This window comes from Arthrobacter sp. TJ-263 (genome assembly GCF_058269155.1).
Map to the genome: position 1 here is coordinate 223,711 of NZ_JBZCNE010000002.1, position 26,384 is coordinate 250,094.

20 protein-coding genes are annotated in these 26,384 nt (G+C 71.4%); 11 read left to right on the forward strand and 9 right to left on the reverse strand.

Translation table 11 applies throughout. From position 1 onward, the window contains the following. Positions 1 to 522 precede the first annotated feature (522 nt). Both AC4D2F_RS11685 and AC4D2F_RS11690 read left to right on the forward strand, forming a co-directional pair. Positions 523 to 846: a DUF3060 domain-containing protein gene (locus AC4D2F_RS11685; protein ID WP_181033673.1), complete on the forward strand. Its 324-nt coding sequence runs from the start codon at positions 523 to 525 to the stop codon at positions 844 to 846. Positions 847 to 1,038: 192 nt separating this feature from the next. Continuing rightward, on the forward strand, positions 1,039 to 1,785 hold the full coding sequence (locus tag AC4D2F_RS11690; protein ID WP_490910708.1) for a GAF and ANTAR domain-containing protein: 747 nt from the start codon (positions 1,039 to 1,041) through the stop codon (positions 1,783 to 1,785). A 21-nt stretch (positions 1,786 to 1,806) separates the two neighbouring features. Here the strand turns inward: AC4D2F_RS11690 and AC4D2F_RS11695 are convergent, their stop codons facing one another. Both AC4D2F_RS11695 and AC4D2F_RS11700 read right to left on the reverse strand, forming a co-directional pair. Next, the gene (locus tag AC4D2F_RS11695) at positions 1,807 to 2,568 is read right to left on the reverse strand and encodes a hypothetical protein (protein ID WP_490910709.1); all 762 of its coding nucleotides are present in this window, start codon (positions 2,566 to 2,568) and stop codon (positions 1,807 to 1,809) included. Continuing rightward, positions 2,565 to 3,947 carry a serine/threonine-protein kinase gene (locus tag AC4D2F_RS11700; RefSeq protein WP_490910710.1) on the reverse strand — a complete coding sequence of 461 codons (1,383 nt, stop codon included), beginning with the start codon at positions 3,945 to 3,947 and terminating at the stop codon, positions 2,565 to 2,567. The genes AC4D2F_RS11695 and AC4D2F_RS11700 overlap by 4 nt, the downstream gene beginning before the upstream one ends. Before the next feature lie 256 nt (positions 3,948 to 4,203). On the opposite strand from AC4D2F_RS11700, the gene AC4D2F_RS11705 reads away from it, so the two are divergent. Then, on the forward strand, positions 4,204 to 4,464 hold the full coding sequence (locus AC4D2F_RS11705; RefSeq protein ID WP_490910711.1) for a hypothetical protein: 261 nt from the start codon (positions 4,204 to 4,206) through the stop codon (positions 4,462 to 4,464). Between the two features lie 75 nt (positions 4,465 to 4,539). On the opposite strand, the gene AC4D2F_RS11710 is transcribed toward AC4D2F_RS11705, so the two are convergent. Together AC4D2F_RS11710 and AC4D2F_RS11715 are read right to left on the reverse strand one after the other, a co-directional pair. After that, positions 4,540 to 5,952 (reverse strand): MFS transporter, encoded by a 1,413-nt coding sequence (locus AC4D2F_RS11710; RefSeq protein ID WP_490910712.1) that lies wholly within the window; start codon positions 5,950 to 5,952, stop codon positions 4,540 to 4,542. Between the two features lie 170 nt (positions 5,953 to 6,122). Continuing rightward, positions 6,123 to 7,523 carry an NAD(P)H-quinone dehydrogenase gene (locus AC4D2F_RS11715; RefSeq protein ID WP_490910713.1) on the reverse strand — a complete coding sequence of 467 codons (1,401 nt, stop codon included), beginning with the start codon at positions 7,521 to 7,523 and terminating at the stop codon, positions 6,123 to 6,125. Positions 7,524 to 7,579: 56 nt separating this feature from the next. Here AC4D2F_RS11715 and AC4D2F_RS11720 point away from each other — a divergent pair, with 56 nt between their 5' ends. The 4 genes from AC4D2F_RS11720 (at position 7,580) to AC4D2F_RS11735 (ending at position 11,357) form a co-directional block, all read left to right on the forward strand. Beyond that, positions 7,580 to 8,380 carry a purine-nucleoside phosphorylase gene (locus tag AC4D2F_RS11720; RefSeq protein ID WP_104168377.1) on the forward strand — a complete coding sequence of 267 codons (801 nt, stop codon included), beginning with the start codon at positions 7,580 to 7,582 and terminating at the stop codon, positions 8,378 to 8,380. Positions 8,381 to 8,458: 78 nt separating this feature from the next. Beyond that, on the forward strand, positions 8,459 to 10,192 hold the full coding sequence (locus tag AC4D2F_RS11725) for a phospho-sugar mutase (RefSeq protein WP_490910714.1): 1,734 nt from the start codon (positions 8,459 to 8,461) through the stop codon (positions 10,190 to 10,192). A 104-nt stretch (positions 10,193 to 10,296) separates the two neighbouring features. Beyond that, positions 10,297 to 10,977, forward strand: coding sequence for a deoxyribose-phosphate aldolase (gene deoC / locus AC4D2F_RS11730; RefSeq protein WP_490910715.1), 681 nt, complete (start codon positions 10,297 to 10,299; stop codon positions 10,975 to 10,977). A 92-nt stretch (positions 10,978 to 11,069) separates the two neighbouring features. Then, positions 11,070 to 11,357, forward strand: a complete 288-nt coding sequence (locus tag AC4D2F_RS11735) for a hypothetical protein (protein ID WP_258069955.1) — start codon at positions 11,070 to 11,072, stop codon at positions 11,355 to 11,357. 102 nt (positions 11,358 to 11,459) lie between these two features. Here AC4D2F_RS11735 and mfd read toward each other — a convergent pair whose 3' ends face one another. After that, complete coding sequence (gene mfd / locus AC4D2F_RS11740) at positions 11,460 to 15,062, reverse strand: transcription-repair coupling factor (protein ID WP_490910716.1); 3,603 nt, start codon at positions 15,060 to 15,062, stop codon at positions 11,460 to 11,462. A 223-nt stretch (positions 15,063 to 15,285) separates the two neighbouring features. On the opposite strand from mfd, the gene AC4D2F_RS11745 reads away from it, so the two are divergent. The 4 genes from AC4D2F_RS11745 to AC4D2F_RS11760 are packed head-to-tail and all read left to right on the forward strand — an operon-like array spanning position 15,286 to position 19,141. Next, positions 15,286 to 15,783, forward strand: coding sequence for a DUF2505 domain-containing protein (locus tag AC4D2F_RS11745; protein ID WP_104168381.1), 498 nt, complete (start codon positions 15,286 to 15,288; stop codon positions 15,781 to 15,783). A 54-nt stretch (positions 15,784 to 15,837) separates the two neighbouring features. Further along, entirely contained in the window at positions 15,838 to 16,059 is a 222-nt protein-coding gene (locus AC4D2F_RS11750) for an SCO4848 family membrane protein (RefSeq protein ID WP_104168382.1), read from the forward strand. Between the two features lie 37 nt (positions 16,060 to 16,096). Next, a complete protein-coding gene (gene nhaA, locus AC4D2F_RS11755) occupies positions 16,097 to 17,455 on the forward strand; it encodes a Na+/H+ antiporter NhaA (RefSeq protein WP_490910717.1) in 1,359 nt (452 codons plus the stop codon). Positions 17,456 to 17,464: 9 nt separating this feature from the next. Further along, positions 17,465 to 19,141, forward strand: a complete 1,677-nt coding sequence (locus AC4D2F_RS11760) for a sensor histidine kinase (protein ID WP_490910718.1) — start codon at positions 17,465 to 17,467, stop codon at positions 19,139 to 19,141. On the opposite strand, the gene sufU is transcribed toward AC4D2F_RS11760, so the two are convergent. From sufU to AC4D2F_RS11780, 4 genes are all read right to left on the reverse strand, one after another. Then, positions 19,138 to 19,590, reverse strand: a complete 453-nt coding sequence (gene sufU / locus AC4D2F_RS11765) for a Fe-S cluster assembly sulfur transfer protein SufU (RefSeq protein ID WP_104168385.1) — start codon at positions 19,588 to 19,590, stop codon at positions 19,138 to 19,140. The two genes, AC4D2F_RS11760 and sufU, sit on opposite strands and share 4 nt — an antisense overlap. After that, positions 19,587 to 20,906 (reverse strand): aminotransferase class V-fold PLP-dependent enzyme, encoded by a 1,320-nt coding sequence (locus AC4D2F_RS11770; RefSeq protein WP_490910719.1) that lies wholly within the window; start codon positions 20,904 to 20,906, stop codon positions 19,587 to 19,589. Before AC4D2F_RS11770 ends, sufU begins: the two co-directional genes overlap by 4 nt. Positions 20,907 to 21,037: 131 nt before the next feature. After that, positions 21,038 to 23,671: a LuxR C-terminal-related transcriptional regulator gene (locus AC4D2F_RS11775; RefSeq protein WP_490910720.1), complete on the reverse strand. Its 2,634-nt coding sequence runs from the start codon at positions 23,669 to 23,671 to the stop codon at positions 21,038 to 21,040. Then, on the reverse strand, positions 23,671 to 26,289 hold the full coding sequence (locus AC4D2F_RS11780) for a helix-turn-helix transcriptional regulator (protein WP_490910721.1): 2,619 nt from the start codon (positions 26,287 to 26,289) through the stop codon (positions 23,671 to 23,673). Before AC4D2F_RS11780 ends, AC4D2F_RS11775 begins: the two co-directional genes overlap by 1 nt. Positions 26,290 to 26,384 lie beyond the last annotated feature (95 nt).

The window sequence follows — 26,384 nt, forward strand, 5'->3', positions numbered from 1 at the left end:
TGTCGGCCACCGGCAGAACCGTGGGGCATGAATAAGTACGGACGTTCAAGCGCCTCCGATCGCCGTCGGATCCTCGCTCCGGAACCCGCCGGCCACTAGCCTTGCAAGTCCAGTGGTCCTCGCTGGTACGCCCGACCACGGATCGGCGCAAAAGGTTACTCGGCAGCCAGGGAGAGATCGATGAGTTTCCAGAACCACCCCGTGACGCGTGCAGGACTTCTCGCTGCAGCCATTCTGCTGCTGGCCGGATGCTCGGCGGAACCGAGCCCTGACCCCGGTACCACGGCGACGCAGACCGATGACGGCGGTGCGGCAACGAGTCCCGCAGCCGGTTCGTCGGCCAGTCCGTCTGCGAGATCGTCTGCCAGTTCGTCTGCCAGTTCGTTTGCCAGTGCCAGCCCTTCGGGTGCTGCCGGTGGGTCCGGGGCGTCAGCGACTCCCAGCGCAGGGGCCGGTACAACCACCATCACACTGCGAGCGGGCGACGAGCACACGATCACCAGCTCCACCACGCCGGTCACGGTGGAGTGCTCAAGTGGCGGCGACATCGACGTCGAGAGCAACAACGTGGAGGTGACCGTCACCGGTGACTGCGAGGACATCGAGATCGACGGCGACAACAATACGATCTCCGGTGGCTCCGCCGACATGATCGACATCGAAGGCAACAGCAACACGGCAGAAGCAGACGCCGTGGAGGAGATCAGCGTCGACGGTGACGGCAACACCGTCGAGGTCGGCGAGACCCGCGCGATCGACGTCGAAGGCAACGACAACACCGTCACCTATCGGACCGGTGACCCGGTCGTCGAGACCGAAGGGAGCAACTCGGTCTCGGCCTCCTGACGGGGGTCCACTGCTGTTGACTTCTCCCCGATAAACGAGCACGCTTGGGGTTCTCGCCCCGGACCCTGGCGGAGGACCGCTACTGCCGTTCCACCAGGGGAGTCCCATGGCACACGTACGAAACGACGAGCGCTACAGCGAGCGCAGCTCTGCCCGGACCCATCGACGTGCCGCGGCTGGGATGTGCGAAGCATGAGCGAGGAACTCAGGGGTGGGTTGTCGCCGCAGCACGGTGGCAGTGTGCGGGAACGCGATCTCGCCACGGAACTGGCCGAGTTGGCTCGCGAACTGCAGGGGGAACCGGACTCCGACGCGATCCTCGCCGGCTTCGTCCACGCGGCCCTCGACCTGATCCCCGGGGTCGACGAAGGGTCCGTCAGTCTTGTCCTCGGGCGCAAGCACATCGGAGCCCACGCCCCCTCCGGGGAACTACCGAGGCGCATCGATGCACTGCAGATGGAGACCGGGCAGGGCCCGTGCCTGGAATCGGCGTACGAGCACCGGACCGTGCGGGTCCCCGACATGGCGCACGAGCAGCGGTGGCCCCTGTTCGCGCCGCGGGCCGCCGAGGCCGGCGCCAAGGGGATGCTTTCCATCCAGCTGTGGGTCCAGGGCGACGATCTGGGGGCGCTGAACCTCTACTCGTACGAGGCCGACGCGTTCACGGACGAGTCGGAGAACGTGGGCCTGCTGGTCGCCTCCCACGCGGCGGTGGCGTTCGCCGAGGCCGAGAAGAGCCGGCAACTCCACCAGGCCATCGATTCCAGGGACGCCATCGGTCAGGCCAAGGGCATCCTCATGGAACGCCACAAGATCACCGGCGAGCAGGCCTTCATCGTGCTGTCCATGGCAAGCCAGCGCACCCACCTGAAGCTCTGGAACGTCGCCGAGCACCTCATCAGCAGCGGCGACCTACCCCACAGGGACACCGCGCGCTGACGGGCGCGCGATGCGGGAGCGCTAGCCGCCCTCGTTGCCCTTGCCGTTCCCGGGAGGGCTCTTCTCCCCGCGCTGGGCAGCTTCCCTGGCCTTGTCCTCGGCCTTGCGCTGCTGCTCGGCAGCCTTCTGGGCTGCTTTCTCGGCGGCCGGGCCTCCACTGTTCTCCCGTGCGCCCTGACCGGGGGCGTCCTCGCCACTCGGATCGTCGCTGCCGGCATCGTCGCCCGTGACGTCGTCGTCGGCATCCGTCTCGTCAGGCTCGGTCTCGTCGGGCTCGGTCTCGTCGGGCTCCGTGCCATCAGGGACCGTGCCGTCGTCGGGGTCCGGAGCAGGAGCGGGCAGGGCCGGGGGTTCGTCGGCGGGAGCGGGCTGCGCCTCAGTGGGCACAGGCTGCGCGGGCGCAGGAACGTCATCCGGGACCACCGGCGTCGAGCTGTCCGACGGCGCTTCGGCCGGCGCCTCGATCGATTCCCCCGGAGTCACGACGGGGACCTGTCCCGCGTCGAGCGAGGCGATCAGGGCGTCGATGCGCGTGCTGATCACGGCAGCACGGTCCTCGGTGACGCTGCCATCGGTCCGGGCGCCGTCCACGCGGTCCTTCAGCCGCTGAGCCAGGACGACGGCGCCGTCGGCGTCACCGGCGGCGGCCGACGTGGCGATGGCTCGGACCTCCGCCTGGAAGTCCCCGGCCGTGCCGGCGTCCAGGGCCTCGTTCCCACAGGCGGTGAGGAGGAGCGCCGCGCCGACCAGGAGGGGCAGCATCTGCCTGCGGAGGGCGGTCATGGCTGCACGCTGTCGTAGAGTTCCTGCAATTTCTCGCCTGTCTCGCCGGGGACTACCGGCAGGGGTTCGATCCCGGATCCCGGCTCGGGAGCGGTCGTGATGGTGAAGGCCCACAGGGCGGCCGTCAGAAGCCCGATGACGAGCAGCGTGACCAGCCACGGGAGCACGTGCCGCCGGCGTCCGGAGGGACGGGCTCCGGCCGGCTGCCGCCGTGGGGCCGTAGGACCCCGGTCCGCCGGGTGGTGAACTGTCGCTGACACGCCCCGGGGGTCGGACACCGCGATAGCGGGAGCAGCGGGCTCGACCATCGGGCCGGGCACCGTGTCAGCCGCAGTCCGAGTAGCCGCCGTGGATGTCGCCGCCGTGCGGGCCGCGGTGTCCGACGCCGTAGGGGGTGCCGCACCCCCCGTCGCCGCCGTTCGGGACGCCACGCCACCGAAGGCTGCCGTCTCCGATGCCGCCGCGGCTGAGCGCGGCGTGGCGCCACCCGGAGGCATCGTCGTCGTGCGTGCCACACCGGCGGGCAGCATGACCGTGGCCGCGTTCGCGCGATCGTTCTGCGGGCCCATGGCCATCAGGGCCCGGACCACGCGGCCGGCGTCGGGCCGGTCGGCCGGCTCGTCGAGCATCATGGACACCAGGAGCGCCGAGAGGGCGGGGCCGGCCGAGTGCGGGATGGACGGGCTGCGGTGCAGACGCGCCAGGGCGGCTTCGACGCCGGTTCCGGGGAAGGCCCGCTCCCCCGTCAGGGCCTCGATCAGCACGAGGCCGAGGGAATAGATGTCCGAGGGCTGGCCCACGCCGTCGCCCCGTGTCTGTTCGGGACTGAAGTACGCGGCACTGCCGATCACCTGGCCCGTGGCGGTCATCCGGCTGCCGTCGAAGAAACGGGCGATGCCGAAGTCGGTGAGCAGGAAGCGGAAGACGCCGCTGTCCGCCTCCGCCGGCCGGGTCAGGACGTTCGAGGGTTTCAGGTCACGGTGCACGATCCCGCGGCCGTGGATGTACTGGAGGGTGCGGGCGAGGTCGAGCGCCAGGAGGCGGACGTCCTCGCTGTCGAGCGGACCGCCGGAGCGCAGCAGTACGCCCAGGTCCGGTCCGTCGACGAGTTCCATGACCAGGTAGGCGTTGTCCCCGGTGTCGTCGCCGCTGTCCATGTCCAGGACGCGGACCAGGCCTGGGTGGTCGAGCCCGGCGAGCATCCGCGCTTCCGCGGAGCCCCGTTCGATGCCGTCGGCGATGCCCGGCCGGAAGAGCTTGACGGCCACGTCCCGCTCGAGCCTCGTGTCCCGGGCCGAGAAGACCTCCGCCATCCCGCCGGTGCCGACCCGCTCCCCGAGGGCGTACCGCCCGGCCAGTGCCTGCTGCTCCAATGCCACCCGCTTCCACTACCCCGCTGTGCGGCTTCCGGGCATGCGCGATCCGCGCACGTCCGGGGATTTGATAAGCCGACTTTCCATCCAGTGTACGGGGCGTGCCGGGCCCGGGGGGAAGCGGTGTCGTCGTGCGCGCGGTCGGACCGGCGCGGCGCGGCGCGACATGCTGCCGATCCCGACCACGGCGCGGGCGATGCCCTGCGCGAACCCGCCGACGGCCTTTCCGATAAGGGCGCTACGACTGCTGCCCCTGGGCGATGTGGACGGGTTGGACGCCGGATGGCAGCCGCTGGGCTACCTCTTCCACGACGGGCGCATCGTCGAGGACATCATCGCCGAATGGGCGACCAGCCACACGGACCCGTTCCATCTGGAGCTGACCGGACCCGCCGGTGGAACCTTCATCCGGCGTGCAGCTTCCGGGGCGGATCCGCTCGAGATCGACGCCATCGACGCCTGCCGCATCCTCTCCGGCCGGGGAACCGCCGTGGGAGTGCTGCGACACCCGCTGCCGCTCTGAGAGCGCACAGGCCGACGGCGCCGCACCCGGATGGGTGCGGCGCCGCCGGACGCGGGTCCGGAAGGACCGATGTGATCAAGCGACGTTGTTCTCGTAGTCGCGGTCGCGGGTCTCCCGCGAGAACCAGAGCGCGATGAAGGTGGCGACGGCGGCCACGCTCAGGTAGGCGCCGACCAGCACGGTGCTTCCGTCCGCGGCCTGCCACAGCGCAACGGCGATGAAGGAGGCCGGGGCGGCTCCGATCATGCTCGACACGTTGTAGGCGACCGCCGAGCCCGTGTAGCGGACGTTGGCGGGGAAGAGCTCGGGCAGCACCGCGGCCATGGGGCCGAAGGTGAGTCCCATGAGGATGAAGCCGATGATCAGCAGCGCCATGGCACCCACGGTCCCCGCGCCGAACAGGGGTGCCCACAGGAGCCCGAAGACCGCGATGCCCACGGTGGTCGCGAGGAGCATCTTGCGGCGACCGAAGCGCTCGGCCAGCGGGCCGGAGACGAGCGTGAAGATACCGAAGAACACGACGCCGAGGATCAGCATCCAGAGGAAGTCGGTGCGGTCCATACCCAGGCCGGGCACGAACGCCGCGGCCTGCGCGTCGGTGAACTCCTTGCCGGTGGCTTCCGCCCTGGCCCGCGCCTGCTCCACGCTCGACGGCGCAGTCCCGTACGTCAGGGTGAAGGCGGTCATGAAGTAGAAGAGCACGTAGGTCGCGAACATGATGAACGTGCCGAGGATCAGGGCACGCCAGTGCAGGCGGAACGTGGTGCCGAGCGGCACCTTCACGACCTTGCCCTCGGTCTGGACCTTCTGGAAGGACGCGCTCTCGATGAGCTTGAGCCGCACGTAGAGGCCGATGATCACCATGACCGCACTCAGCAGGAACGGCACGCGCCAGCCCCACTCGAGGAAGTCCTCCGGGCTGAGGACTGTGCTCAGCAGGACGAACAGGAGGTTGGCCAGGATGAAGCCGATGGGTGCGCCGAGCTGCGGGAACGTCCCGTAGATGGCCCGCTTGCCCTCGGGGGCGTTCTCGGTGGCCAGGAGGGCCGCGCCGCTCCACTCGCCACCCAGCGCGAGGCCCTGGAGGAAGCGCAGCACCACGAGCAGCAGCGGGGCGAGGAACACCCATCCGTCATTGGTCGCCGCCGGTAGCAGGCCGATGAGGAAGGTCGCGATGCCCATGGTGAGCAGTGAGGCCACGAGGGTGGCCTTGCGGCCGATCTTGTCACCGAAGTGGCCGAAGACGACGGAGCCCAGGGGCCGGGCGACGAACGCGACGCCGAAGACGGCGAAGGAGCTGAGCAGCTGGTTCGCGGAGGTCTGGTTCGGGAAGAACAGGGCGGGGAACACCAGGACGGCGGCCGTGGCGTAGATGTAGAAGTCGTAGAACTCGATCGTCGTTCCGATGAGGCTGGCGAAGATCACCTTGCCCCGCGAGTTCAGCGGCTTGGTGGTTCCGCCGGCACTGGCGGACGTGGAGGAGGTCATGGGCGTCGGCTTTCTTGAAACGAGGCGCCTCCGCGGGAGCCCGGAGCCCCCGCAGCACGGCGTCCGTGCAACAGATGAATGCCAACATCTGACCACCGGCGTCCATCAGGTGGATAAGCCTGTCCACCATCTGGACACCGGGAACCCGATCCCCGGCCCGGACCCGAGGGTCAGATGTGCACGTGCAGGCGGCGTGCCGCCTCGGAGATGGACCCCGTCAGCGACGGGTACACAGTGAACGTGTTGGCGACGTCGTCCACGTGCAGCTTCTTCGTCACCGCGAGTGCCAAGGGGAAGATGAGTTCGGACGCGCGGGGGCCGACGACGACGCCCCCGATGACCGTGCCGGAGCCCTTGCGGGAGATCACCTTCACGAAGCCGTCCTTGACGTTCATCATCTTGGCCCGCGCGTTGGTGTGCAAGGAGAGCTTGACGATGTCCCCCTGGTACCGGCCGGACTCGATGTCCTCCTCCGTCACGCCCACGGTGGCGATCTCCGGTGAGGTGAAGATGTTCGAGGCGACCTGCTTGAGCTTGATGGGGCTCACGGAATCCCCCATGAGGTGGGCGATGGCGATCCGGCCCTGCATCGCCGCCACCGAGGCGAGCGCGAAGACCCCCGTGCAGTCGCCGGCCGCGTATACGTTGGGCGCCGTGGTGCGGGAGACGCCATCCACGGTGATGTGCCCGGACTCGTTGACGGCGACGCCGGCCTCCTCGAGGCCGATGCCGCCGGTGTTGGGGACCGCGCCGACCGCGACGAGGCAGTGGCTGCCCTCCACCGTCCGGCCGTCCGCCAGGCGCACGAGGACGCCGTCGTCCGTGCGGTCCACCGCCTCGGCGCGGGACTTGGACAGGACGGTCATGCCTCGGTCCTTGAACACGCCCTCGAGGACCTCGGCGGCGTCGGCGTCCTCGCCCGGCAGCACGCGGTCCCGGCTGGAGATCAAAGTGACCTTGGAGCCCAGCCCGTTGTAGGCGCTGGCGAACTCCGCCCCGGTGACGCCGGACCCGACGACGATCAGGTGGTCCGGGATCTCCCGGAGGTTGTAGAGCTGCGTCCAGTTGAAGATGCGTTCACCATCGGGCATGGCGCTCGGCAGCTCGCGCGGCGTGGCACCGACCGCGAGGAGCACGGCGTCGGCCTCGACGATGCTCGTCTCTCCACCGGACTGGACCTCGAGGCGGTGGTCGTCGAGCAGCTTCCCCGTACCGATGATGACCCGCACGCCGAGGCGCTCCAGAGTGGCGCGGATGTCGGAGGACTGCTCGACGGCGAGCTTCAGGAGCCGCTGGTTGACCTTGTCCAGGTCCGCGTAGACCTTGCTGTCCTCGGAGAACCGGACGCCGAGTCCGCTCGCGTCCGTGAAGCGCGTCATGGTGTCCGCCGTCGCGATGAGGGTCTTGGACGGCACGACGTCCGTGAGGACCGCCGACCCGCCGAGGCCCTGGCGCTCCACGACGGTGACGTTCGCGCCGAGCGACGCGGCGACCAGCGCCGCTTCGTAGCCGCCGGGGCCGCCGCCCAGGATCGCGAGACGCAGTGAACTGAAATCGAGTTGGTTGGTCACCGCCCCATCATCGCGCATGCCACTGACGCGCGGGAAATAGAGGGTAAGTTGTAGCGGTGACTTCTGATCCCTTTGACCTGGCCCGCGACGCTGCCGGCCACATCGCCCGCGCCACCGGCATCGACCGGCATGACACCGCGCTCGTCCTCGGCTCCGGCTGGGGGGAGGCCGCCGAGCTCATCGGCGAGACCACCCACACCCTCGATGCCGCGGACATCCCCGGCTTCTCGGCCCCCGCCGTCGTCGGCCACACCGGCACCATCCGCTCCGTCCTCACGCCGGCCGGCAAGCGCGCGCTGGTCCTCGGCGCCCGCACCCATTTCTACGAGGGCAAGGGCGTGCGGGCCGTGGTGCACGGCGTCCGCACCGCGGCCGCGACGGGCGCGACGACGATGATCCTCACCAACGGCTGCGGCGGCCTGCAGGAGCACTGGAAGCCGGGCACGCCGGTGCTGATCAGCGACCACATCAACCTGACGGCGTCCTCGCCGCTCGAGGGTGCAACCTTCGTGGACCTCACGGACCTGTACTCCCCGCGATTGCGCGACCTCGCCCGCCAGGTGGACCCCACCCTCGAGGAGGGCGTGTACGCGCAGTTCACCGGACCCCACTACGAGACGCCGGCCGAGGTCCGGTACGCCAAGCGCATCGGCGCCGACCTCGTGGGCATGTCCACGGCGCTCGAGGCCATCGCGGCCCGGCACGCCGGCATGGAGGTCTTCGGCCTCTCGCTCGTGACGAACCTCGCGGCCGGGATCAGCCCCGTCCCGCTCAGCCACACCGAGGTGCTCGAGGCCGGCCAGGCGGCCGGGCCCCGCATCTCCCGCCTGCTCGCCGACATCGTCGCCGCGCTCTAGCCGCACCCCGGCCCGGCGCCGCCACCGCAGCACCGCCGCCGCTCCCCCGCCTTCGATCCACCCACGTAAGGGACCCGCATGACCACCCCCGCCCTGGACACCCTCCTCGCCGCCGCCGACGCCTGGGCGGCCACCGACCCGGATCCGCGGACGGCGGAGGAACTCAGGACCCTGACCGGACTCGTGCGGTCCGGCGACGCCGCCGCGGAGCAGGAGCTGCAGGACAGCTTCTCGGGTCCGCTCCTGTTCGGCACCGCCGGGCTGCGGGCGGCCCTCGGTGCGGGCCCCAACCGCATGAACCGCGTGGTGGTCCGCCGGGCCGCCGCGGGGGTCGCCGCCCATGCGCTGGACCTCGCGGCCGAAGCCTACGCGCCCCGCGCCGTCGTCGGCTTCGATGCCCGCCACAACTCGCGCATCTTCGCCGAGGAGACCGCGGCCATCCTCACCGCCGCCGGGATCGAGACGTTCCTCATGCCCCGCGAGCTGCCGACGCCGGTGCTCGCCTACGCCATCCGTGCCCTCGGGTGCGAGGTGGGCATCATGGTCACCGCGAGCCACAACCCGCCGCAGGACAACGGGTACAAGGTCTACCTCGGCGGGCGCGCCGTGGAGGAGGACGCCCGCGGCGTCCAGATCGTGGCCCCGCACGACGCCGGGATCGCCGCCCGCATCGACGCCGTCCGGGACACCCCGCTCGCGGCCTCCGGCTGGACGATCCTCCCGGACGCCATCGAGACCGACTACGTGGACGCCGTCGCAGCCCTCGCCGATCCGGCCCTGACGGAGCGGGACCTGAAGATCGTCCTCACGCCGCTGCACGGGGTGGGCGGCCGGGCCGCCCGGGCGGTACTGGCGGCCGCCGGGTTCGACGACGTCACCGTCGTCGAACGCCAGGCCGAGCCGGACCCCGACTTCCCCACCGTCGCGTTCCCCAATCCCGAGGAACCCGGCGCCCTGGACCTCGCCCTCGAGACCGCGGCGCAGGTCGGTGCGGACCTCGTGATCGCCAACGACCCCGACGCCGACCGCGTGGCCCTCGCGGCACGCGAACCCTCCACCGGTGCATGGCGCATGCTGCGCGGCGACGAGGTGGGCACGCTGCTCGGCCTGCACCTCGCGGCCCGCTTCGCAAGGGGGACGGCCGCCGACGGGGCCGCCGGCGCCGCCCGGACCCGGGTCTTCGCGAACTCGATCGTCTCCTCCCGCCTGCTCGGCAGGATCGCCGCGGCCTCCGGCATCGATCACGAGCAGACCCTGACCGGCTTCAAGTGGATCGCCCGCGTCCATGACCTCTCCTTCGGGTACGAGGAGGCCCTCGGCTACTGCGTGGCCCCGGAGCTGGTGCGGGACAAGGACGGCATCTCCGCCGGGCTGCTGCTCGCCGAACTCGCCGCCGCGACCAAGGCCGCCGGCCGCACCCTCTTCGACCTGCTCGACGACGCCTTCCTGGTGCACGGCCTGCACGCCGCGGACCAGCTCTCGGTCCGCGTGGAGAGCCTCGGCCTGCTCGGCGCCATGATGGGCCGGCTCCGGGAGAACCCGCCGTCGTCCTTCGCCGGCTCCGCCGTCGGCGTCGCCGAGGACCTCGCCCGGGGTTCGGCGCACCTGCCGCCCACCGACGGGCTCCTCTACCTCACGCAGGACCGGACGCGCGTCATCATCCGGCCCAGCGGCACGGAGCCGAAGCTCAAGTGCTACCTCGAGGTGGTGGAGCCGGTCGGGTCCGCGAGCGGCCTCGGGGACGCGAAGGAGACCGCCCGCGTGCGCCTCGAGGCGGTCAAGCACGACGTCGCCGGGGCCCTCGGCCTCTGACCCCTGGCCCGGACGGCAGGAAAGACCGGTCCTGGCGCGGATCCCGGCCATTCCTGCCCCCGCGGCGGCGGGCTCGACGGTGCGGACATGGAAAGATGGGGAGCATGCCTAACGACGTATCCCTCGCCTCCTACATCGACCACACCCTGCTGAAGCCCGAGGCAGACCGTGAGCAGATCCTCACCGTCTGCCGCGAGGCGGTCGAGTACTCGTTCAAGTCCGTCTGCGTGAACCCCGTCTGGGTCAGCACCGTGCGCACGGCGGTGAAGGACACCGGTGTCCTCACCTGCTCCGTCATCGGGTTCCCCCTCGGCGCCACCACCACCGAGGTCAAGGTCTTCGAGGCCCAGGGCGCAGTGGCCGACGGCGCCGACGAGATCGACATGGTCATCAACATCGCGGCCGCGCGCGCCGGGGACCGAGACCTCCTCGTCCAGGACATCCTCGCCGTCGCGGAGGCCGTCCACGAGCACGGTGCCATCCTCAAGGTCATCATCGAGACCTCCCTGCTCACGGACGAGCAGAAGGTGCTCGCCTGCGAGGCCGCCGTCGAGGCGGGCGCTGACTTCGTGAAGACGTCCACCGGCTTCAACGGCGGCGGCGCCACGGTCGAGGACGTCGCCCTCATGCGGAAGACCGTGGGCCCGGACCTCGGGGTGAAGGCGTCGGGCGGCGTGCGGTCCCTCGAGGATGCGCGCACCATGATCGACGCCGGCGCAACGCGTATCGGGGCGAGCTCGGGAGTCGCTATCGTTAAGGGTGAACAGGGCGCATCGGGCTACTGACCACCAGGAGCCCGGCCCGCGGCCCCCGCAGCAGATCCACCAGCACACCCAGCAGTAGACCCGGCACGCACGAACGCAGTCAAGGAGACCCAATGTCACACGAAGCCAACGTCGAGAAGCAGCCCTCCCACGCCGGCGAAGGCCACCTCGTCGAGAACGTCGTAGTGTTCGTGCTCATCTTCGGCGCCTTCCTGCTGGGCATCTACCTGCTCAACTGGCTGACCCTCGACACCGTCTGGCCGATGACCGCCATCGTGGTCCTCGCCTTCCTCGCGTTCTTCATCCCGCAGGGGATCCTGGGCCGCTCGGACACCGGCTACAACCTCGCCGAGGGCAAGCAGACGGACGAGAAGGAGACCTCCGCGGGCGTCAGCTCGTAACGACCGCGCAGATCCACGCATTCCGTGGGAAGGCCGCCCCTCCGGGGGCGGCCTTCCCGCGTTTCCCGCCCGTGATCCCGCCCACGCCGGTCCGGGATCCGCCTACGCGGTGAACACCGCGTCGAGCACGTTCTTCGCCCAGTCCAGGATCTCGGCGTCCACGAGGTCCCGGCCGCCGATCCTCGCGGTCTTCGGCTTCGGGACCAGCACCGCGTTGAGCGCAGGCTTCACCGCGGCCCCCGGGTACATCCGCGTGAGGCGCATCTGCTTGGACTCCGGCAGTTCGGCCGGGGCGAACTTGATGAAGTTGCCCTGCAGCGCCACGTCCGTGAGGCCCAGGGCCCGGGCGGACACCCGGAAGCGCGCCACGGAGATGAGGTTCTCCACGGCCGCCGGCGGCTCCCCGTAGCGGTCCTTGAGTTCGGCGACGACGGCGTCGATCGCCTCGTCCGTGATGGCGGAGGCCAGCTTCCGGTAGGCCTCGAGGCGGAGCCTCTCCCCCGGCACGTAGTCGTGCGGCAGATGCGCGTTGATCGGCAGTTCGATCTTCATCTCCGCCGCCTTCTCCTCGGCCTCGCCGCGGAAGTTCGCGACGGCCTCGCCGACCAGCCGGATGTAGAGGTCGAACCCGACGCCCTGGATGTGCCCGGACTGCTCGCCGCCCAGCATGTTGCCGGCACCGCGGATCTCGAGGTCCTTCATGGCCAGCTGCATGCCCGCGCCGAGTTCGTTGTGGGACGCCACGGCCTTCAGTCGCTCGAGGGCCACCTCGCCGAGCGGCTTCTCCGACGGGTACAGGAAGTAGGCGTAGGCCCGCTCCCGTCCACGGCCCACCCGGCCTCGGAGCTGGTGCAGCTGGGACAGCCCGTAGGAGTCGGCGCGGTCCACGATCAGCGTGTTCGCGTTGGAGATGTCCAGGCCCGTCTCGATGATCGTGGTGCAGACCAGGACGTCGAACCGCTTCTCCCAGAAGTCCACGATGATCTGCTCGAGCCGGGACTCCGTCATCTGGCCGTGGGCGACGGCGACACGCGCCTCGGGCACGAGCTCCCGGAGCTGCGCGGCCGTGCGGTCGATCGACGAGACACGGTTGTGCACGAAGAACACCTGGCCCTCGCGCATGAGTTCGCGCCGGATGGCGGCGGAGGCCTGCTTGTTGGTGTAGGGCCCCACGTAGGTGAGGACCGGGTGGCGCTCCTCCGGGGGTGTGGCGAGCGTGGAGGTCTCGCGGATGCCGGTCAGGGACATCTCGAGCGTGCGCGGGATGGGGGTGGCGCTCATCGCGAGGACGTCCACGTTGGTGCGCATCTTCTTCAGCGCCTCCTTGTGTTCGACGCCGAAGCGCTGCTCCTCGTCCACGATCACGAGCCCGAGGTCCTTGAAGGCGATCTCCTTCGACAGCAGGCGGTGCGTGCCGATGACGACGTCGACCGCCCCCGAGGTGAGGCCCGCCGCCGTCTCACGCGATTCCTTGGCCGTCTGGAACCGTGAGAGCGCGCGCACGCGTACCGGGAAGCCGGAGAACCGCTCCGAGAAGGTCTCGAAGTGCTGCTGCACCAGGAGCGTGGTGGGCACGAGCACCGCCACCTGCTTGCCGTCCTGCACGGCCTTGAACGCGGCGCGGACGGCGATCTCCGTCTTGCCGTAGCCGACGTCGCCGGAGACCAGCCGGTCCATGGGGACCTCGCGCTCCATGTCCGCCTTGACCTCGTTGATGGTGGTCAGCTGGTCGGGCGTCTCGACGTACGGGAACGCCTCCTCCAGCTCGCGCTGCCAGGGGGTGTCGGGGCCGAAGGCGTAGCCCTTGGACGCCATGCGGGCGGAGTAGAGCCGGATGAGTTCGCCGGCGATCTCCTTGACGGCCTTGCGGGCCTGGTTCTTGGTCTTGCTCCAGTCGGAGCCGCCCATCTTGCTCAGCGCGGGGGCGTCCCCGCCCACGTAGCGGGTCACCTGGTCCAGCTGGTCCGTGGGCACGAACAGGCGGTCCCCGGGGGCCCCGCGCTTGGACGGCGCGTACTCGAGCACGAGGTATTCGCGCGTGGTCCGGGTGGGCCCCGCCCCGGTGGAGCGCTGCAGCAGCTCGACGAACTTCGCGACGCCGTGCTGCTCGTGCACCACGAAGTCGCCTTCCTTGAGCTGCAGGGGGTCGACGGCGTTGCGGCGCCGCGAGGGCATCTTGCGCATGTCGCGGGTCCCGGAGGCGCTCGTGCGGCCGAGGAGATCGGCCTCGGTGAGCAGCCCCAGCTTGAGCCCGTCCACCACGAAGCCCCGGCCCGCGCACGCCGTCGTGATCTCGATGATGCCCGGTTGCGGCGCGGCGTCGAGGGAGTCGACGCGGCTCGTCGGGATGTCGTTGTCGTGAAAGAGCTCCGCGAGGCGCTGCGCCGGGCCGGGGCCCTCCGTGGCGACGACGACGCGCCACTGGTCGCGGACCCGCCCGCCGATGAAGTCCATCATCTCGGCGACGTCGCCCTGGTAGCCGCGCGGTTCGCGGGCATGCAGCGTGAAGCTGTCGACGTCGGCCAGCTCCTCATCGGCCCCGAAGGACGTGATGCCCCACCAGGCCACCGCGTGGGCGAGCGCCGTGGCCCGCGTGTCGGCGAGGGACCGGAAGCTCGCCTCCTGCAGGTCGGCGCCCAGGGCGCCGCCGAGGTCCAGCGGTGCGGCGCCGCCGTCGGACGCCGTGGACCACGCGGCCGCGAGGAACTCCTCGTTCGTGGCGGCAAGGTCGTGCGCACGGGTGCGGACCTTCTCCGGCTCGAGGACGACGGCGATCGAGCCGGCCGGCAGTTCGCCCATGAACGGCACCATGGCGTCCACGAGCACGGGGGCGAGGGACTCCATGCCCTCGACGGCGATCCCGCCGGCGATCTTCTCCAGCATGGACGCCGCCGCCGGCAGCTCGGACTGCAGCTTCGCGGCCCGGGACATCACCGACGGCGTGATGAGGATCTCGCGGCACGGTGGGGCGTACAGGGCGGTCGGCGGCTCACCCGAGGTGAGGGAGCGCTGGTCGGCGACGGCGAACCAGCGCATCTGGTCCACCTCGTCGCCGAAGAAGTCCACGCGGACCGGGTGGTCCTCGGTGGGCGGGAAGACGTCGATGATGCCGCCGCGGACGGCGAACTCCCCGCGGTGCGTGACCATGTCCACGCGCGCGTACGCGGCGTCGGAGAGGGCACGGACGACGTCGGAGAACGCGACCTCGTCGCCGACCTTCAGCGATACCGGTTCGAGGTCGCCGAGCCCCGCGACGAGCGGCTGCACGACGGCGCGGATGGGCGCGGTGATGACCCGCACGGGGTTCCCCTCCGGGTGGGCCAGCCGGCGCAGCACGGACAGGCGCCGGCCCACGGTGTCGGAGCGCGGCGAGAGCCGCTCGTGGGGCAGGGTCTCCCAGCTGGGGAACTCCTCGATGGCGCTCTCCGGCAGGTAGCTGCGCAGCGCGGCCGCCAGGTCCTCCGCCTCCCGACCCGTCGCGGTGATCGCCAGGACCACCGGCTCGGCACTGCCGGCATCTCCCGGAGAGGCCGGGACGGCGTCCAGGCCGTCGACCATCTCGGCGATCAGGGGCGCGCGCATCCCGGCGGGAGCCCCGATCTGCAGGTCGGGGCTCCGCTCCTCGACCGGGCGTGACGCGTTGGTCAGCACGCGCGCATAGGACGCATCCTCGGCGAGCGCTGCGCGCAATCCGTTCAGGCTCATCTGGTGGGACTCCTCGGGCAACGGGGGTGGAGAACGGGGTGACGACAGCACGAAAGCCCGGAAACAAGACGCGTTCCCGGGGATGCTTCCACATTACCAAGCCCCGCCGACGCTCCCCGTGGCGTGTAATCGGCGGCACACCGGGCGAGGCCAGGCCGTAGGATTGCGGGAGACCCCTGACCTGCCGCCCCGCGGCACCACCTGTGCATCCTTCGGAGGAACCATGGCATTGAACGCGTCCACCACGCTCCCCTACGACACCCGGACGGTGCTCGGCGTCTTCACGGACGAGGGCTTCGTGCGCCACATGAGCGAGTACGTCGGCGGCACCCTCGAGTCCCTCACGGTCGACGGCGACACCTCCGGTCCCTTCACCCTGACGGCCGTCCGCACCATGCCCACCGACCGGCTCCCGGACATGGCCCGCAAGTTCGTCGGAGAGACCCTCTCCGTCACGCAGACCGAGCAGTGGAGCGCGCCGTCCGCGGACGGCTCACGCGAGGCGAAGCTCGAGATGACGGTCGCGGGCGTCCCGCTGAACGTCGCCGCCGTCCAGCGCCTGATCACCCAGGGCACGGACACCGTCGTCGACCTGCAGGGCAACGTCACCTCGTCCATCCCGTTCCTCGGGGGCAAGATCGCAGGCGCCGCCGAGCCGATGATCGGCAAGGCGCTGAACGTCCAGGCCGTCGAGGCCCGGAAATGGCTCGCGAACCGCTGACCGCGGCCACGCCACCCGCACCCTCCCCGTCGACCCGAGAGTTCCGCGCACGCCATGCACCTGCCCACGCCCCTCGCCCTCATCCTGATCCTCGCCGGCGTCTGGACGCTCGTCGTCTGGCCGCCGTTCCTGCGGCGCATCCTCAAGGACCCGCGCGCCCGTGACGAGAACGGAGCCGCCACGCGGTTCCTCACCGTGCACATGATGCTCATCTCCACGTCGATGATCCTCGGCGCGGCGACCGCCGTCATCGGCGTCCGCGCCCTGGTCGCCTAGCGGCACCCGCCGCAGCCCGCCCCACCCAGGAGACCCCATGGCCCACGACGAGTCCCCGAAGCCAGCCGGCTCCCACCCGGTGATCCTGCAGCGCTCCAGCTATCCCGAGTACCTGCGCATCTCGGAGATCCTCCGCAAGGAGACCGTCGGCGGCATCCTGCTGCTGATCGCCGCGAGCCTCGCGATCATCTGGGCCAACTCCCCGTTCTCCGACTCCTACTTCGCCATCCGCGATGCCGAGTTCGGCTACGAGCCGTGGCACCTGAAGCTCTCCGTCGGCCAGTGGGCGTCGGACGGCCTCCTGGCGGTGTTCTTCTTCCTCACGGGACTCGAGCTCAAGCGCGAGTTCGTCGCCGGTGACCTCCGGCGGATCAGCCGCGCGATCGTCCCCGTGGCGGCGGCCTTCGGCGGCGTCGTCGTGCCCGCGCTGATCTACACGGCCGTCAACCTGTCCTCCCCGGACACCCTGCGCGGCTGGGCCATCCCCACCGCGACGGACATCGCCTTCGCGCTGGCCGTGCTCGCGGTGATCAGCTCGCACCTGCCCGGGGCCCTGCGCATCTTCCTGCTGACCCTCGCGGTGGTCGACGACCTCATCGCGATCGCGATCATCGCGTTCTTCTACTCGGAGGACGTCAGCTTCGTCTTCCTGCTGTGGATGCTCCTGCCGCTCGGGCTGTTCGCGCTGCTCGCGCAGCGCCTGCCCAAGTTCTTCGGCAGCACAACGCGCGGCCCGTGGCTGATCCTCCTGCCCCTCGGCATCGCCACCTGGGCCCTGATGCACGCGTCGGGCGTCCACGCGACGGTTGCGGGTGTGCTGCTCGGTTTCTGCGTCCCCGTCCTGCGCAGGTCCGGCGGGAAGACCGTGCTGCCCCGCCCGGACAAGCCCGGCCTGGCCGAGGTGCTGGAACACCGCTTCCGTCCGCTCTCCACCGGTTTCGCCGTCCCGGTCTTCGCCTTCTTCTCGGCGGGTGTGGCGATCGGCGGTGCCGCGGGGTTCGCTTCGGCGGTCACCGATCCGGTGTTCATCGGGATCGTGCTCGGCCTCGTCCTCGGCAAGCCCATCGGCGTCCTGCTGACCACGTTCGTCGTCACGAAGCTGACCCGCGCCAACCTCGACCCCGGGCTGAGCTGGTGGGACCTGCTGGGCGTCGGGATCCTCGCCGGTGTGGGCTTCACGGTCTCGCTGCTGGTGAACGATCTGAGCTTCGGCGCGGGCAGCGAGCACGACGACCACGCGAAGGTCGCCATCCTCGCCGCGTCCGTGCTGGCGGCGCTCCTGGCGAGCGTGGTGCTACGCGCCCGCAACAAGCGCTACCGGCGGATCGACGAGGAGGAGAAGGTGGACTCCGACGCCGACGGCATCCCGGACGTCTTCGAGGAGCGCGGCAACTAGGATCGGTCCATGACGGACACCGGCGGGTCGGGGGAACGGGAGGACCGCCCCGGGGCGGGGCGGTCCCGGAACCGCCGCCGGCGCATCATCCTCAGCGAGCTCGCCCTCACCGTCACCTTCACCCTCGCCGTCGGACTGGGCCTCGCCCAGCGCGACGCCCTCGACTCGACGGCCCTCTTCCTCGCGGGGTGGGCCCTCAATCTCGTGGTCCTGGTGCTGTGCTGCACGCTGCCGTGGTCCAGGATCTCCGGCCGCTGGGTCATCCTGATGCCGCTCCTGGACTTCGTGGCCATCGGCCTGGCCCGGGCGGCCGCGGGCGACGCCCTCTCCGGCGTCGGCCTGCTGGCAGCCTTCCCCGTGGTGTGGATCGCTGCATCCCGGGTGCGGACGGCCGCGGCCGTCGCCATCACCGTCCTCGCCTCCCTGGCGATCATCTGGTTCCCGGTCCTCGCCCAGCCGGGCCCGGTGACCCTCGACACCGTCGTGGACCCGATCCTGCTACCGATCATGCTCACCGGCCTGGCCTGGTTCGTCAGCGAGCTGACGAAGGACAACCGCCGGCGGCAGGCGGCCCTCCAGGCCTCGCAGGCCGCGCTGCGGGACAGCGTGGAGGCCGGGCGGGCACGCGAGAGACTGCTCGGGACCGTGCTGGACACCGTGAGCGTGGGGGTGCTGGCGGTCGACGCCCACGGTCACGACATCCTCATGAACGCCCGGCAGCGGGAGGGCCACGCCGCTGCGGCGCCACCGGGCAACGACGATCCCACCGAGGCCGAGCTGCTGATCTTCGGCGAGGACAGGGTCACGCCCGTCCCGCCGGAACGGCGCCCCGTCCTCCGCGCGGTCGGCGGCGAGGATCTCGACGGCGAACAGGTGTGGGTGGGGACGGGTCGGTCCCAGCGCGCCCTCAGCATCTCCTCGCGGTCCATGCACGACGACGAGGGCGCGTTCACAGGGACCGTCGTGTCCTTCAACGACGTCACCGAGCTGCTGCGCGCCCTGCACGCCAAGGACGATTTCCTCTCCAACGTCTCCCACGAGTTCCGGACGCCCCTGACGTCGATCCTCGGCTACCTGGAGCTCACCGTGGAGCGCCGCGGGAGCCTGCCCGAGGACGTGACCGGCTTCGTCCAGGTGGCGCGGCGCAACGCCCTGCGCCTGGAGCGGCTCGTGGAGGACCTGCTCGCGATCAACGCGGGGACGTTCCAGGTGCACCCCGTCCCCACCGACGTCGGCAGGATCCTGGCGGAGGCGGCGTCGTCGGGCCTGGTGCGGGCCACCCGCGCGGGAGTGCAGCTCGTGAACCGTGCGCCGGCGGGCCTGCCGGCCGTGGCCGACCCGGTGCGGCTCGCGCAGGCCGTGGACAACCTGCTCAGCAATGCGGTCAAGTACAACCGGCGCGGCGGCAGCATCACGCTCGACGCCTCCGTCGGCGAGGACGGCCTGACGGTCCGGGTGGAGGACACCGGGATCGGCATCGAGGCCGAGGAGCTGCACCAGGTCTTCGACCGGTTCTTCAGGTCCTCGTCGGTCCGCTCGTCCTCCGTGCCGGGGGTGGGGCTGGGCCTGCTGATCACACGGAGCATCGTGAACGAGCACGGCGGGTCCATCACCGTGACGAGCGAGCCGGGCGTGGGGACCTGCTTCAGCATGACCATCCCCCAGCCGGCGCCCTCGGCTGGTTAGGCGTTGGCCGCCAGGAGGGACTCCTCGAGGGCCACCCACGCGAGCATGGCGCACTTCACCCGGGCCGGGAAGCGGGAGACGCCGGAGAACGCGGCGGCGTCGCCGAGCACCTCTTCGTCCGCCTCGATCCTGCCGCGCGAGCGCATGACCTCGCGGAAGCTGTCCACGAGGCCGATCACCTCGTCCCGCGGCAGCCCCTGCACCAGGTCGGTCAGCACGGAGGCCGAGGCCATGGAGATGGCGCACCCGGCGCCGTCCCAGCTCACAGCGGTCACGGCGCCGTCGGCCACGCCCGCGCGCAGGGTGATCTCGTCGCCGCACACCGGGTTGAGCTGGTGGGACTCGCCCACGCGGCCCACGCCGTCGTGCTCGCGCAGCGGCGAACCGTGCCGCGCCTTGGCGTGGTCGAGGATGATCTGCTGGTACAGCTGTTCGAGGCCCGTGCTCATCGGTGTGCTCCAAAGAAGGGACGGACCAGCGCGACGGCGTCCAGGAAGGCGTCCACCTCGTCCGTCGTCGTATACAGGTAGGTGCTCGCGCGGGTGGTCGCGGTGAGCCCGAGGCGACGGTGCAGCGGCTGCGCGCAGTGGTGGCCCACGCGCACCGCGATGCCCTTGTCGTCGAGGAACTGCCCCACGTCGTGGGCGTGCACACCGTCCACGTCGAAGGACGCCAGTCCGATGCGGGGGCGGCCGGCGTCCGGGCCGAGGACGCGGATGCCCTCGATGGCGCCGAGTCCCCGCACGAGGCGCGCGCCCAGTGTCTCCTCCCAGGCCTCGATGCGCTCCATGCCGGTCTCGGCGAGGTAGTTCGCTGCGGCGCCGAGGGCGATGGCCTGGGAGATGCGCTGGGTGCCGGCCTCGAAGCGGTTCGGGGAGGGCAGGTACTCCGCCCGCTCCATCGTCACGGTGGTGATCATCGAGCCGCCCGTCAGGAAGGGCGGCAGGGCGTTGAGCAGTTCGGCGCGGCCGTAGAGCGCCCCGATGCCGGTGGGCCCGAGCATCTTGTGGCCGGAGAACACGAGGAAGTCGACGTCCAGGGCCTTCACGTCCACGGGCAGGTGCGGCACGGACTGGCAGGCGTCCAGCAGGGTGAGGGCACCCACACCCTGCGCGAGCCGCACGAGGCGGGCCACCGGATTGATGGTGCCGAGGACGTTCGAGGCATGGGAGAAGGCCACGAGCTTCGTGGCGGGCGTGATGACGGCCGCGGCCTCCTCGAGGCGCAGCGTGCCGTCGTCGGCCACGGGGATGAAGCGGAGCTCGGCGCCGGTGCGGGCCGCGAGCTCCTGCCAGGGGATCAGGTTGGCGTGGTGTTCCATCTCCGTGACCACGATCCGGTCCCCGGGGCCGAGGGCGAAGCGGCGCGCCGCCTCTCCCCCGCGCCCGAGGCTCGCGTTGGACATCGCGTAGGCCACGAGGTTGATGCCCTCGGTGGCGTTGGAGGTCCAGACCAGCTCGTCCGTCCGTGCGCCGATGAACCGGGCGACGGCGGCGCGGGCGTCCTCGTAGGCGTCGGTGGCGTCCACGGCGAGCGAGTGGGACCCGCGGTGCACGGCCGCGTTGCGTTGCTCGTAGAACTCCTGCTCCGCCTCCAGCACGCTCACCGGGTTCTGGGAGGTGGCGCCGGAGTCGAGGTAGATGAGCGGCTTGCCGTTGACCTCGGTGCCGAGGATCGGGAAGTCGTTGCGGATGCGGTGCACCTCGGCGTCGGTCAGCACGGCGTCGGACGGGGTGAGCGTGACGGGTGTGTCGACCACGGGCACTTCGGACTCCTCGGATCAGGCGGCCGACGGATCAGCCGGCAGACCTCACGCCAATTACGCAAGGCTTCTCTGCTGTAATCCTGCCACTCCGGGCGCCCCGGGGCACCCCAGTGCTGCCTAAGTCGGGACGGTCAGCGGGTGGGCCGCCCCGGCAGCGAGGACGGGACCGCATTCGGCTGCTGCAGGACCTCGCGCCGGCTGATGCCCAGCTTCGCGAAGATGCGGTACAGGTGCCCCTCGACGGTGCGCGTGGAGATCCCCCGGATCTCCGCGATCTCCCGGTTGGTGTGCCCTTCGGCGACCAGCTTCACGATCACCTGCTCCCCGCGCGTCAACCTGGCCCCGTGGGCCGGCGGCGCGCCGCCGCCGCCGGGCACCACGCGGAGTTCCGTGCGCAGGGCCGCCAGCTGCCGGTCGATGCCGCGGGCCGTCGCACCGGCCGGTCCCACCAGCGCGGCCTCCTCCAAGCACCGGACTGCCAGCGGCAGGAACCCCCGTTGCCGGGACGCCTCGCTCTCGATCACGAGCGTGTCGCGGTCGCCGGCCGCGGCCGCGTCGGCGAAGCGGTGCAGGCAGCGGCCCGGCTCGCCATCGAACGCCCGGGTCACCTCCGCAAGGGGCCGCAGCGCCGATCTGTCCCCGAGCACCGCCGCATGGTCGAGGGCGGTGGCGGCCACCAGCAGCGAGCGCCGGTCCTGGGCCCGGGCGGCGATCGACCGGAGGCGCGGCACGGCGTCCTCCTCGCCTAGGTAGCCCAGCGCGGCCACGACGTGGGCGTCCCCCATGCGGCGGGCGACGGCGTCGGATCCGCCCGTCAGCGGCCCGCGGGCGTCGATGAGGGCCCGGGCGTCCGGCTCGTCGCCGGAACGCGCGCAGGCGTAGGCCGCGGCACCGGAGACCCAGTCGAGGAGGTGCAGGGCGTCGCTGTCGCGGAAGGCCTCGACGGCCAGGAGTAGGTGCTCGCGCGCGTCGCGGAAGCGGCCGGTCTGCAGGCTCCTGCTGCCGTCGATGACGTCGAGCCAGCCGCTGAGGAGGAAGGCGCTCTCGGCCTCCGGCGGATAACACCGGTGGAAGCGGTCGCGGGCGTGGTCCCAGGCACCGGTGCCGATGAGGGACATCAGTTGCTCCCCGGACACGGCGTCGCGGTAGGTCAGGAGGTGCTCGGGATTCTTCTCGAGCACCTCCTGGGCCTCCTCGAGGACGCGGGACGCCGCCAAGGGTCTCCCGGAACGGGTCAGGGCGTGCGCCAGCAAGGTGAGGTGTCCCAGCCGCACCTCCTCCGGCAGCCCAGGATCCACCGGCGCCGCCTCCAGGTCAGGGGTGCCGTTCAGGTTTCCGCCGAGGATCTCCACGGAGGTGTGGAGCAGGCGGACGGCGTCCGTCTCCAGCAGGAGAGCCCAGCGCTCGACGTCGGCATGCAGCGCGCGCCCGCCCTCCGGCAGGTGGCGGTGCAGGTGCAGGGAGAGGGCGGCCCCGTCCCGTGCGACGGCGGGGTCCTCCACTGTCCGGAGCGCCTCGTCGAGGAGCACCCGGGCGAGCGGCCGGTTCCCGGCCGTCCCCTGCACCCAGGCCACTTCGAGCAGGTAGGAGGGCGTGGGGGCGGGCTGCCGGACCGCCCTGAGCGTGTCCAGCGCGAGACGCGGATCGTGGAGCCGGTTCGCCACCCGCGCGGACCGCAGCAGCACGGGGTCCTCGACGGGCGAGGACGTCCTGAGAGCCGAGGCCACCCAGGCGGCGAGTTTGTCCGGGTCCTGGGGCGGTTGAGGCAGCGCGGCGCGGGCGGCGTCGGCCCGGTCCAGGGCGCGGACGGGGGAAAGACTGCCGCGCAGCGCCTCGGCGTGCAGGGGATGCCGGAGGGACACGAACTGCCCGCTCAGGGGGTCCAGCTCGATCAGGCGCTCCTGGGCCAGCCGGGCCAGGACTCCGCGCTCCACGGCTGCTTCGAGGTCGGCCAGCGCGACCCGCCCCACGGCGGCGACGGCTTCAAGGGCCTCGATCTCCGCAGGGCTGCGCTCCCCCAGTCCGTGCAGCAGGAGGTCGACCAGCGGTGCGCCGATGGCCGGCCGCGGCCCCCGCGAGCGCCACACACCGTTCCTGGCGACGAGGTAGCCCTGTGCCCTGAACTGCTCGATGAGCATGGTCAGCAGCCGCGGGTTCCCCCGGGTGGTCGCAGCCAGCATGCGCGCGGCGCCGGTGAGGATGGGACCGCCGAGCAGCTGCCCGCACAGTTCCCGGACCTCGGGGAGGGTGAGCGGCTCCACCAGGTGGTGTGCCAGGAGGCCGTCCTGCGCGGCGCGGGCGAACTCCCCCACCGGGCCCGGTACCTGGCGTGCGGTGGCGAGGATCTTCACCTTCTGGGCGGTGGCCAGCTGCATGATGAGCAGCGCGGACTCATTGTCGAGGGTATGTGCGTCGTCGACGAGGATGACCGGCGGGACCTGGGACCGCGGCTCCGGGGCGACGTGCCGCATGAAGTGGCGCAGGACGGCGGAGGAGGATTCGGTGTCGGCCGGTGCGAGCCCCACCATGTAGCGGGACAGGGCTCCGTAGGGGATGGGGCGGAGCCCAGTCCCGCCCCGTACCGGGACGATCCGGGCCGTGTCCCTGAGCTGGTGGGACACCTGCCGTGCGATGGCGGTCTTCCCGATGCCGGCCTCTCCCACGAGCACGACGCCCACGGCATCGGGGGCCACGAGCGCGTCGGCGACCGTGCGCACGAGGTCCGCCCTCCCACCCAGCATCTGCAGCCCCTCTCCGGTGTCCATCATCGGTTCCTGAATACGGAGCGCAGTTGCTTGCGGTTGTGCACGCCCAGTTTGGACATCGCCCGGTGCACGTAGCCTTCGGCGGTGCGGATGGAGAGGTGCTCGGCGGCGGCGATGTCCTTGTTGGAGGCGCCGCGGGCCACCATCCTGGCCACCGCGCGCTCGCGCTCCGTCAGCGCCTGTCGGGTCAGGGACCGGCGCCGCTCCACGGCGGTCTGCCGGAGGATCTGTTCCGCGCGAACGAAGATCAGGGGGTCGTCCTCGGGTGCGCGCAGCTGGACGGCGAGCAGGGAGGAGGAGCCGGCGAGGTCGTGGTCACCGGCGGCGAGGGAGGCCTCGGATGCCTCGAGGAGCAGTGCCGCGTCCTGGGAGAGGACGCCCCTGCTGAAGAGCCGGGCCAGGTGCGCGAGCGGGCCCTGGAGCTCGCCGGAGCGCACCAGCAGACGGTGGGCCACCGAGGCCTCACCGAGCCGCACGGCCTGCAGCAGGAAGAGGAGTTCCAGGCCCTTGCTGCCGAGGCCACGCTCGACGTTCGCGGCGCGTAGCATCGCCCGCGCAGCGCCGCCCTGATCCTCGAGCAGGGACGCCGTGAGCAGGCTGAAGTAGTCGACGATGCGCCAGGCGGGCCAGCCGCCGCGCCTGTTCTGCCGCCGTCCGGCGTCGAGATGGCTCCGGGCGGGCTCGTCCTGGCCGTCCAGCGCGTACGCGTACGCTGCGGCGGCCTCCGCCGCGGGCAACATCCCGGAGCGGTCCTCCACCCCCAGTTCGGCCATCGCCGGCAGGAGCAGCCGCAGCGCCTCCCGGCTTCGGCCCACCGCAGCCAGCAGGATACCCGCCAGGCTCTCCGCCCACACCTCGTCCTGCACGTCGTCGCGTGAGGACGAGACCCGGCCAAGGCGTTCGAGGGCCTCGTCGAGGCGGCCCGCGAGGGCGAGGGCCAGCACGGCGCTCTGGTGCGCCTCCTGCCGGTCGCGGGGATGGGAGGCGGTGCGCGGGCTCTGTACCAGGACTTCGGCAAGCACGTCGGCGCGCTCGTGCTGTCCTGCTGCGGCGAGGGCGATCATGAGCATGCCCTTGGCACGCATCGCCGTGGACGAGGCGTCGAGGATGGAGGTGGTAAGGCCCGAGGCGTCGCGGATGACCTCCGCGTAGCGCCCCTGGAGCAGGCCCAGTTCCACGCGCAGGAGCATCAGCTCCACCGTCAGGGGCTCGCGGGCGGCCCCCTGCACGGCCGAGCAGTCGGCGTCGCACCCGTGCAGCACCTCCAGCACGGCGTCGTCCACGGGGGCGGAGCGCAGCCGCGTCCGTGCGTCTTCCAGGCGCAGCGCCGCCCGGCCCGCCGGGGGCAGGGCGGGATCCTGCAGGAGCGCGTCGATGGCGGAGCGGACGGCCAGGGTGGCGGCGTCGTCGAGGGGCAGCCGCGCGTACTCGACGACGCCGGCCGGGTGCTGCCGCCAGTTGTCGAGCGCGTCGAGGAAGCGGCGGGCCGCGCCGGGCAGCGCGAGCTGGTTCGCGTGCTTCGCCGCGCGCAGGAGGCGCTCCTCCGGGACAGCGACGCCCGCGTCGAGGAGCCAGGCCGTGAGGACGACGCCGGCGGCGGGTGGCAGGTCCTCGCGCCCTTCGATCTTGTCGAGGACCGCGAGGATCACAGGCTCCGGGGAGCGCGAGAGGGCGGCCCTGAACGCCGCGGCGGCGCACGGCTCCGCGATGACCGCGGTGGGGTGCTCACCCCATTGCACGCGGATCAGCCCGCGCTGGTTGAGCGTGTCCACCTCCTCCCGGGGAATGTGGTCCAGCAGCATCCGCAGCGGCATCGCCTCGAGCACGGCCAGGAGGGCGAGGGCCGTCCGCTCGACGCCGGTCGCGGCGTCGAGCGGGTTCGTCCCGATGTCGGCGCCGTACAGGGCGTTCCCCTGCCGCTGGCGGCACTGTATCCAGATCCCGTCCCGGTGTCCCACCTGGCCCGTTTCGAGCGCGAGCGGGAGGAGGGTACGGAGGTTACCGGCCTTGCCGTCGCTCGCACGCCACAACGCCACCGCCAGGGCGCGGGACACCTCGCCGCCGAGGACCTCCCGCAGCAGGTTCCGGGTCTGGTCGAATGTCAGCGGTTCGATGTCCACCCGCACCAGCACCTGGTTCCGCCACAGCTCGAGGAAGGGCTCGGGGGTGCTCGGGATCTCCTCGGTGATGACCACGAGCCGCACGGACTCCGTGGAGGCGAGATGGGCCAGGGCGGTGGCGGACTCCGGGTCCAGGTCCGCCACGTTGTCGACGACGACGACGGGCAGGTCCCCGGGCATTCCAGCGAAAAGGGACTGGAGCGCGGTGAGCAGCACCAGCGGGTTCCCGGTCACCTCGTCCTCGAGATCGACGAGGAGCACGGTGAGCGCGCTGTAGGCCACGGTGGCGCCGAGGCTGGAACCACGGATGTACAGGGTCTGCTGCTTCGCGGGCAGGGCAGTCACGGCGTGCCGGGCCACCGCCGTCTTGCCCTGTCCGGCGGCGCCCACGAGCAGCACGCCCGAGGACGCCGGGTCCAGGAGAGCGGTCCGCACCTGGTCCGTCTCGGCACTGCGGCCCACCAGGGGCCAGGTGCCGGTCGCCACGGTCTCATTCATGGAGCGCGCCAGAGTTGTGCGTCGCGCCGGGCCGGTACGTGCCCGCGCGACATCGGCACCTCGTGTCCACCTGCTGCGTCATCGCTCATCCCCAT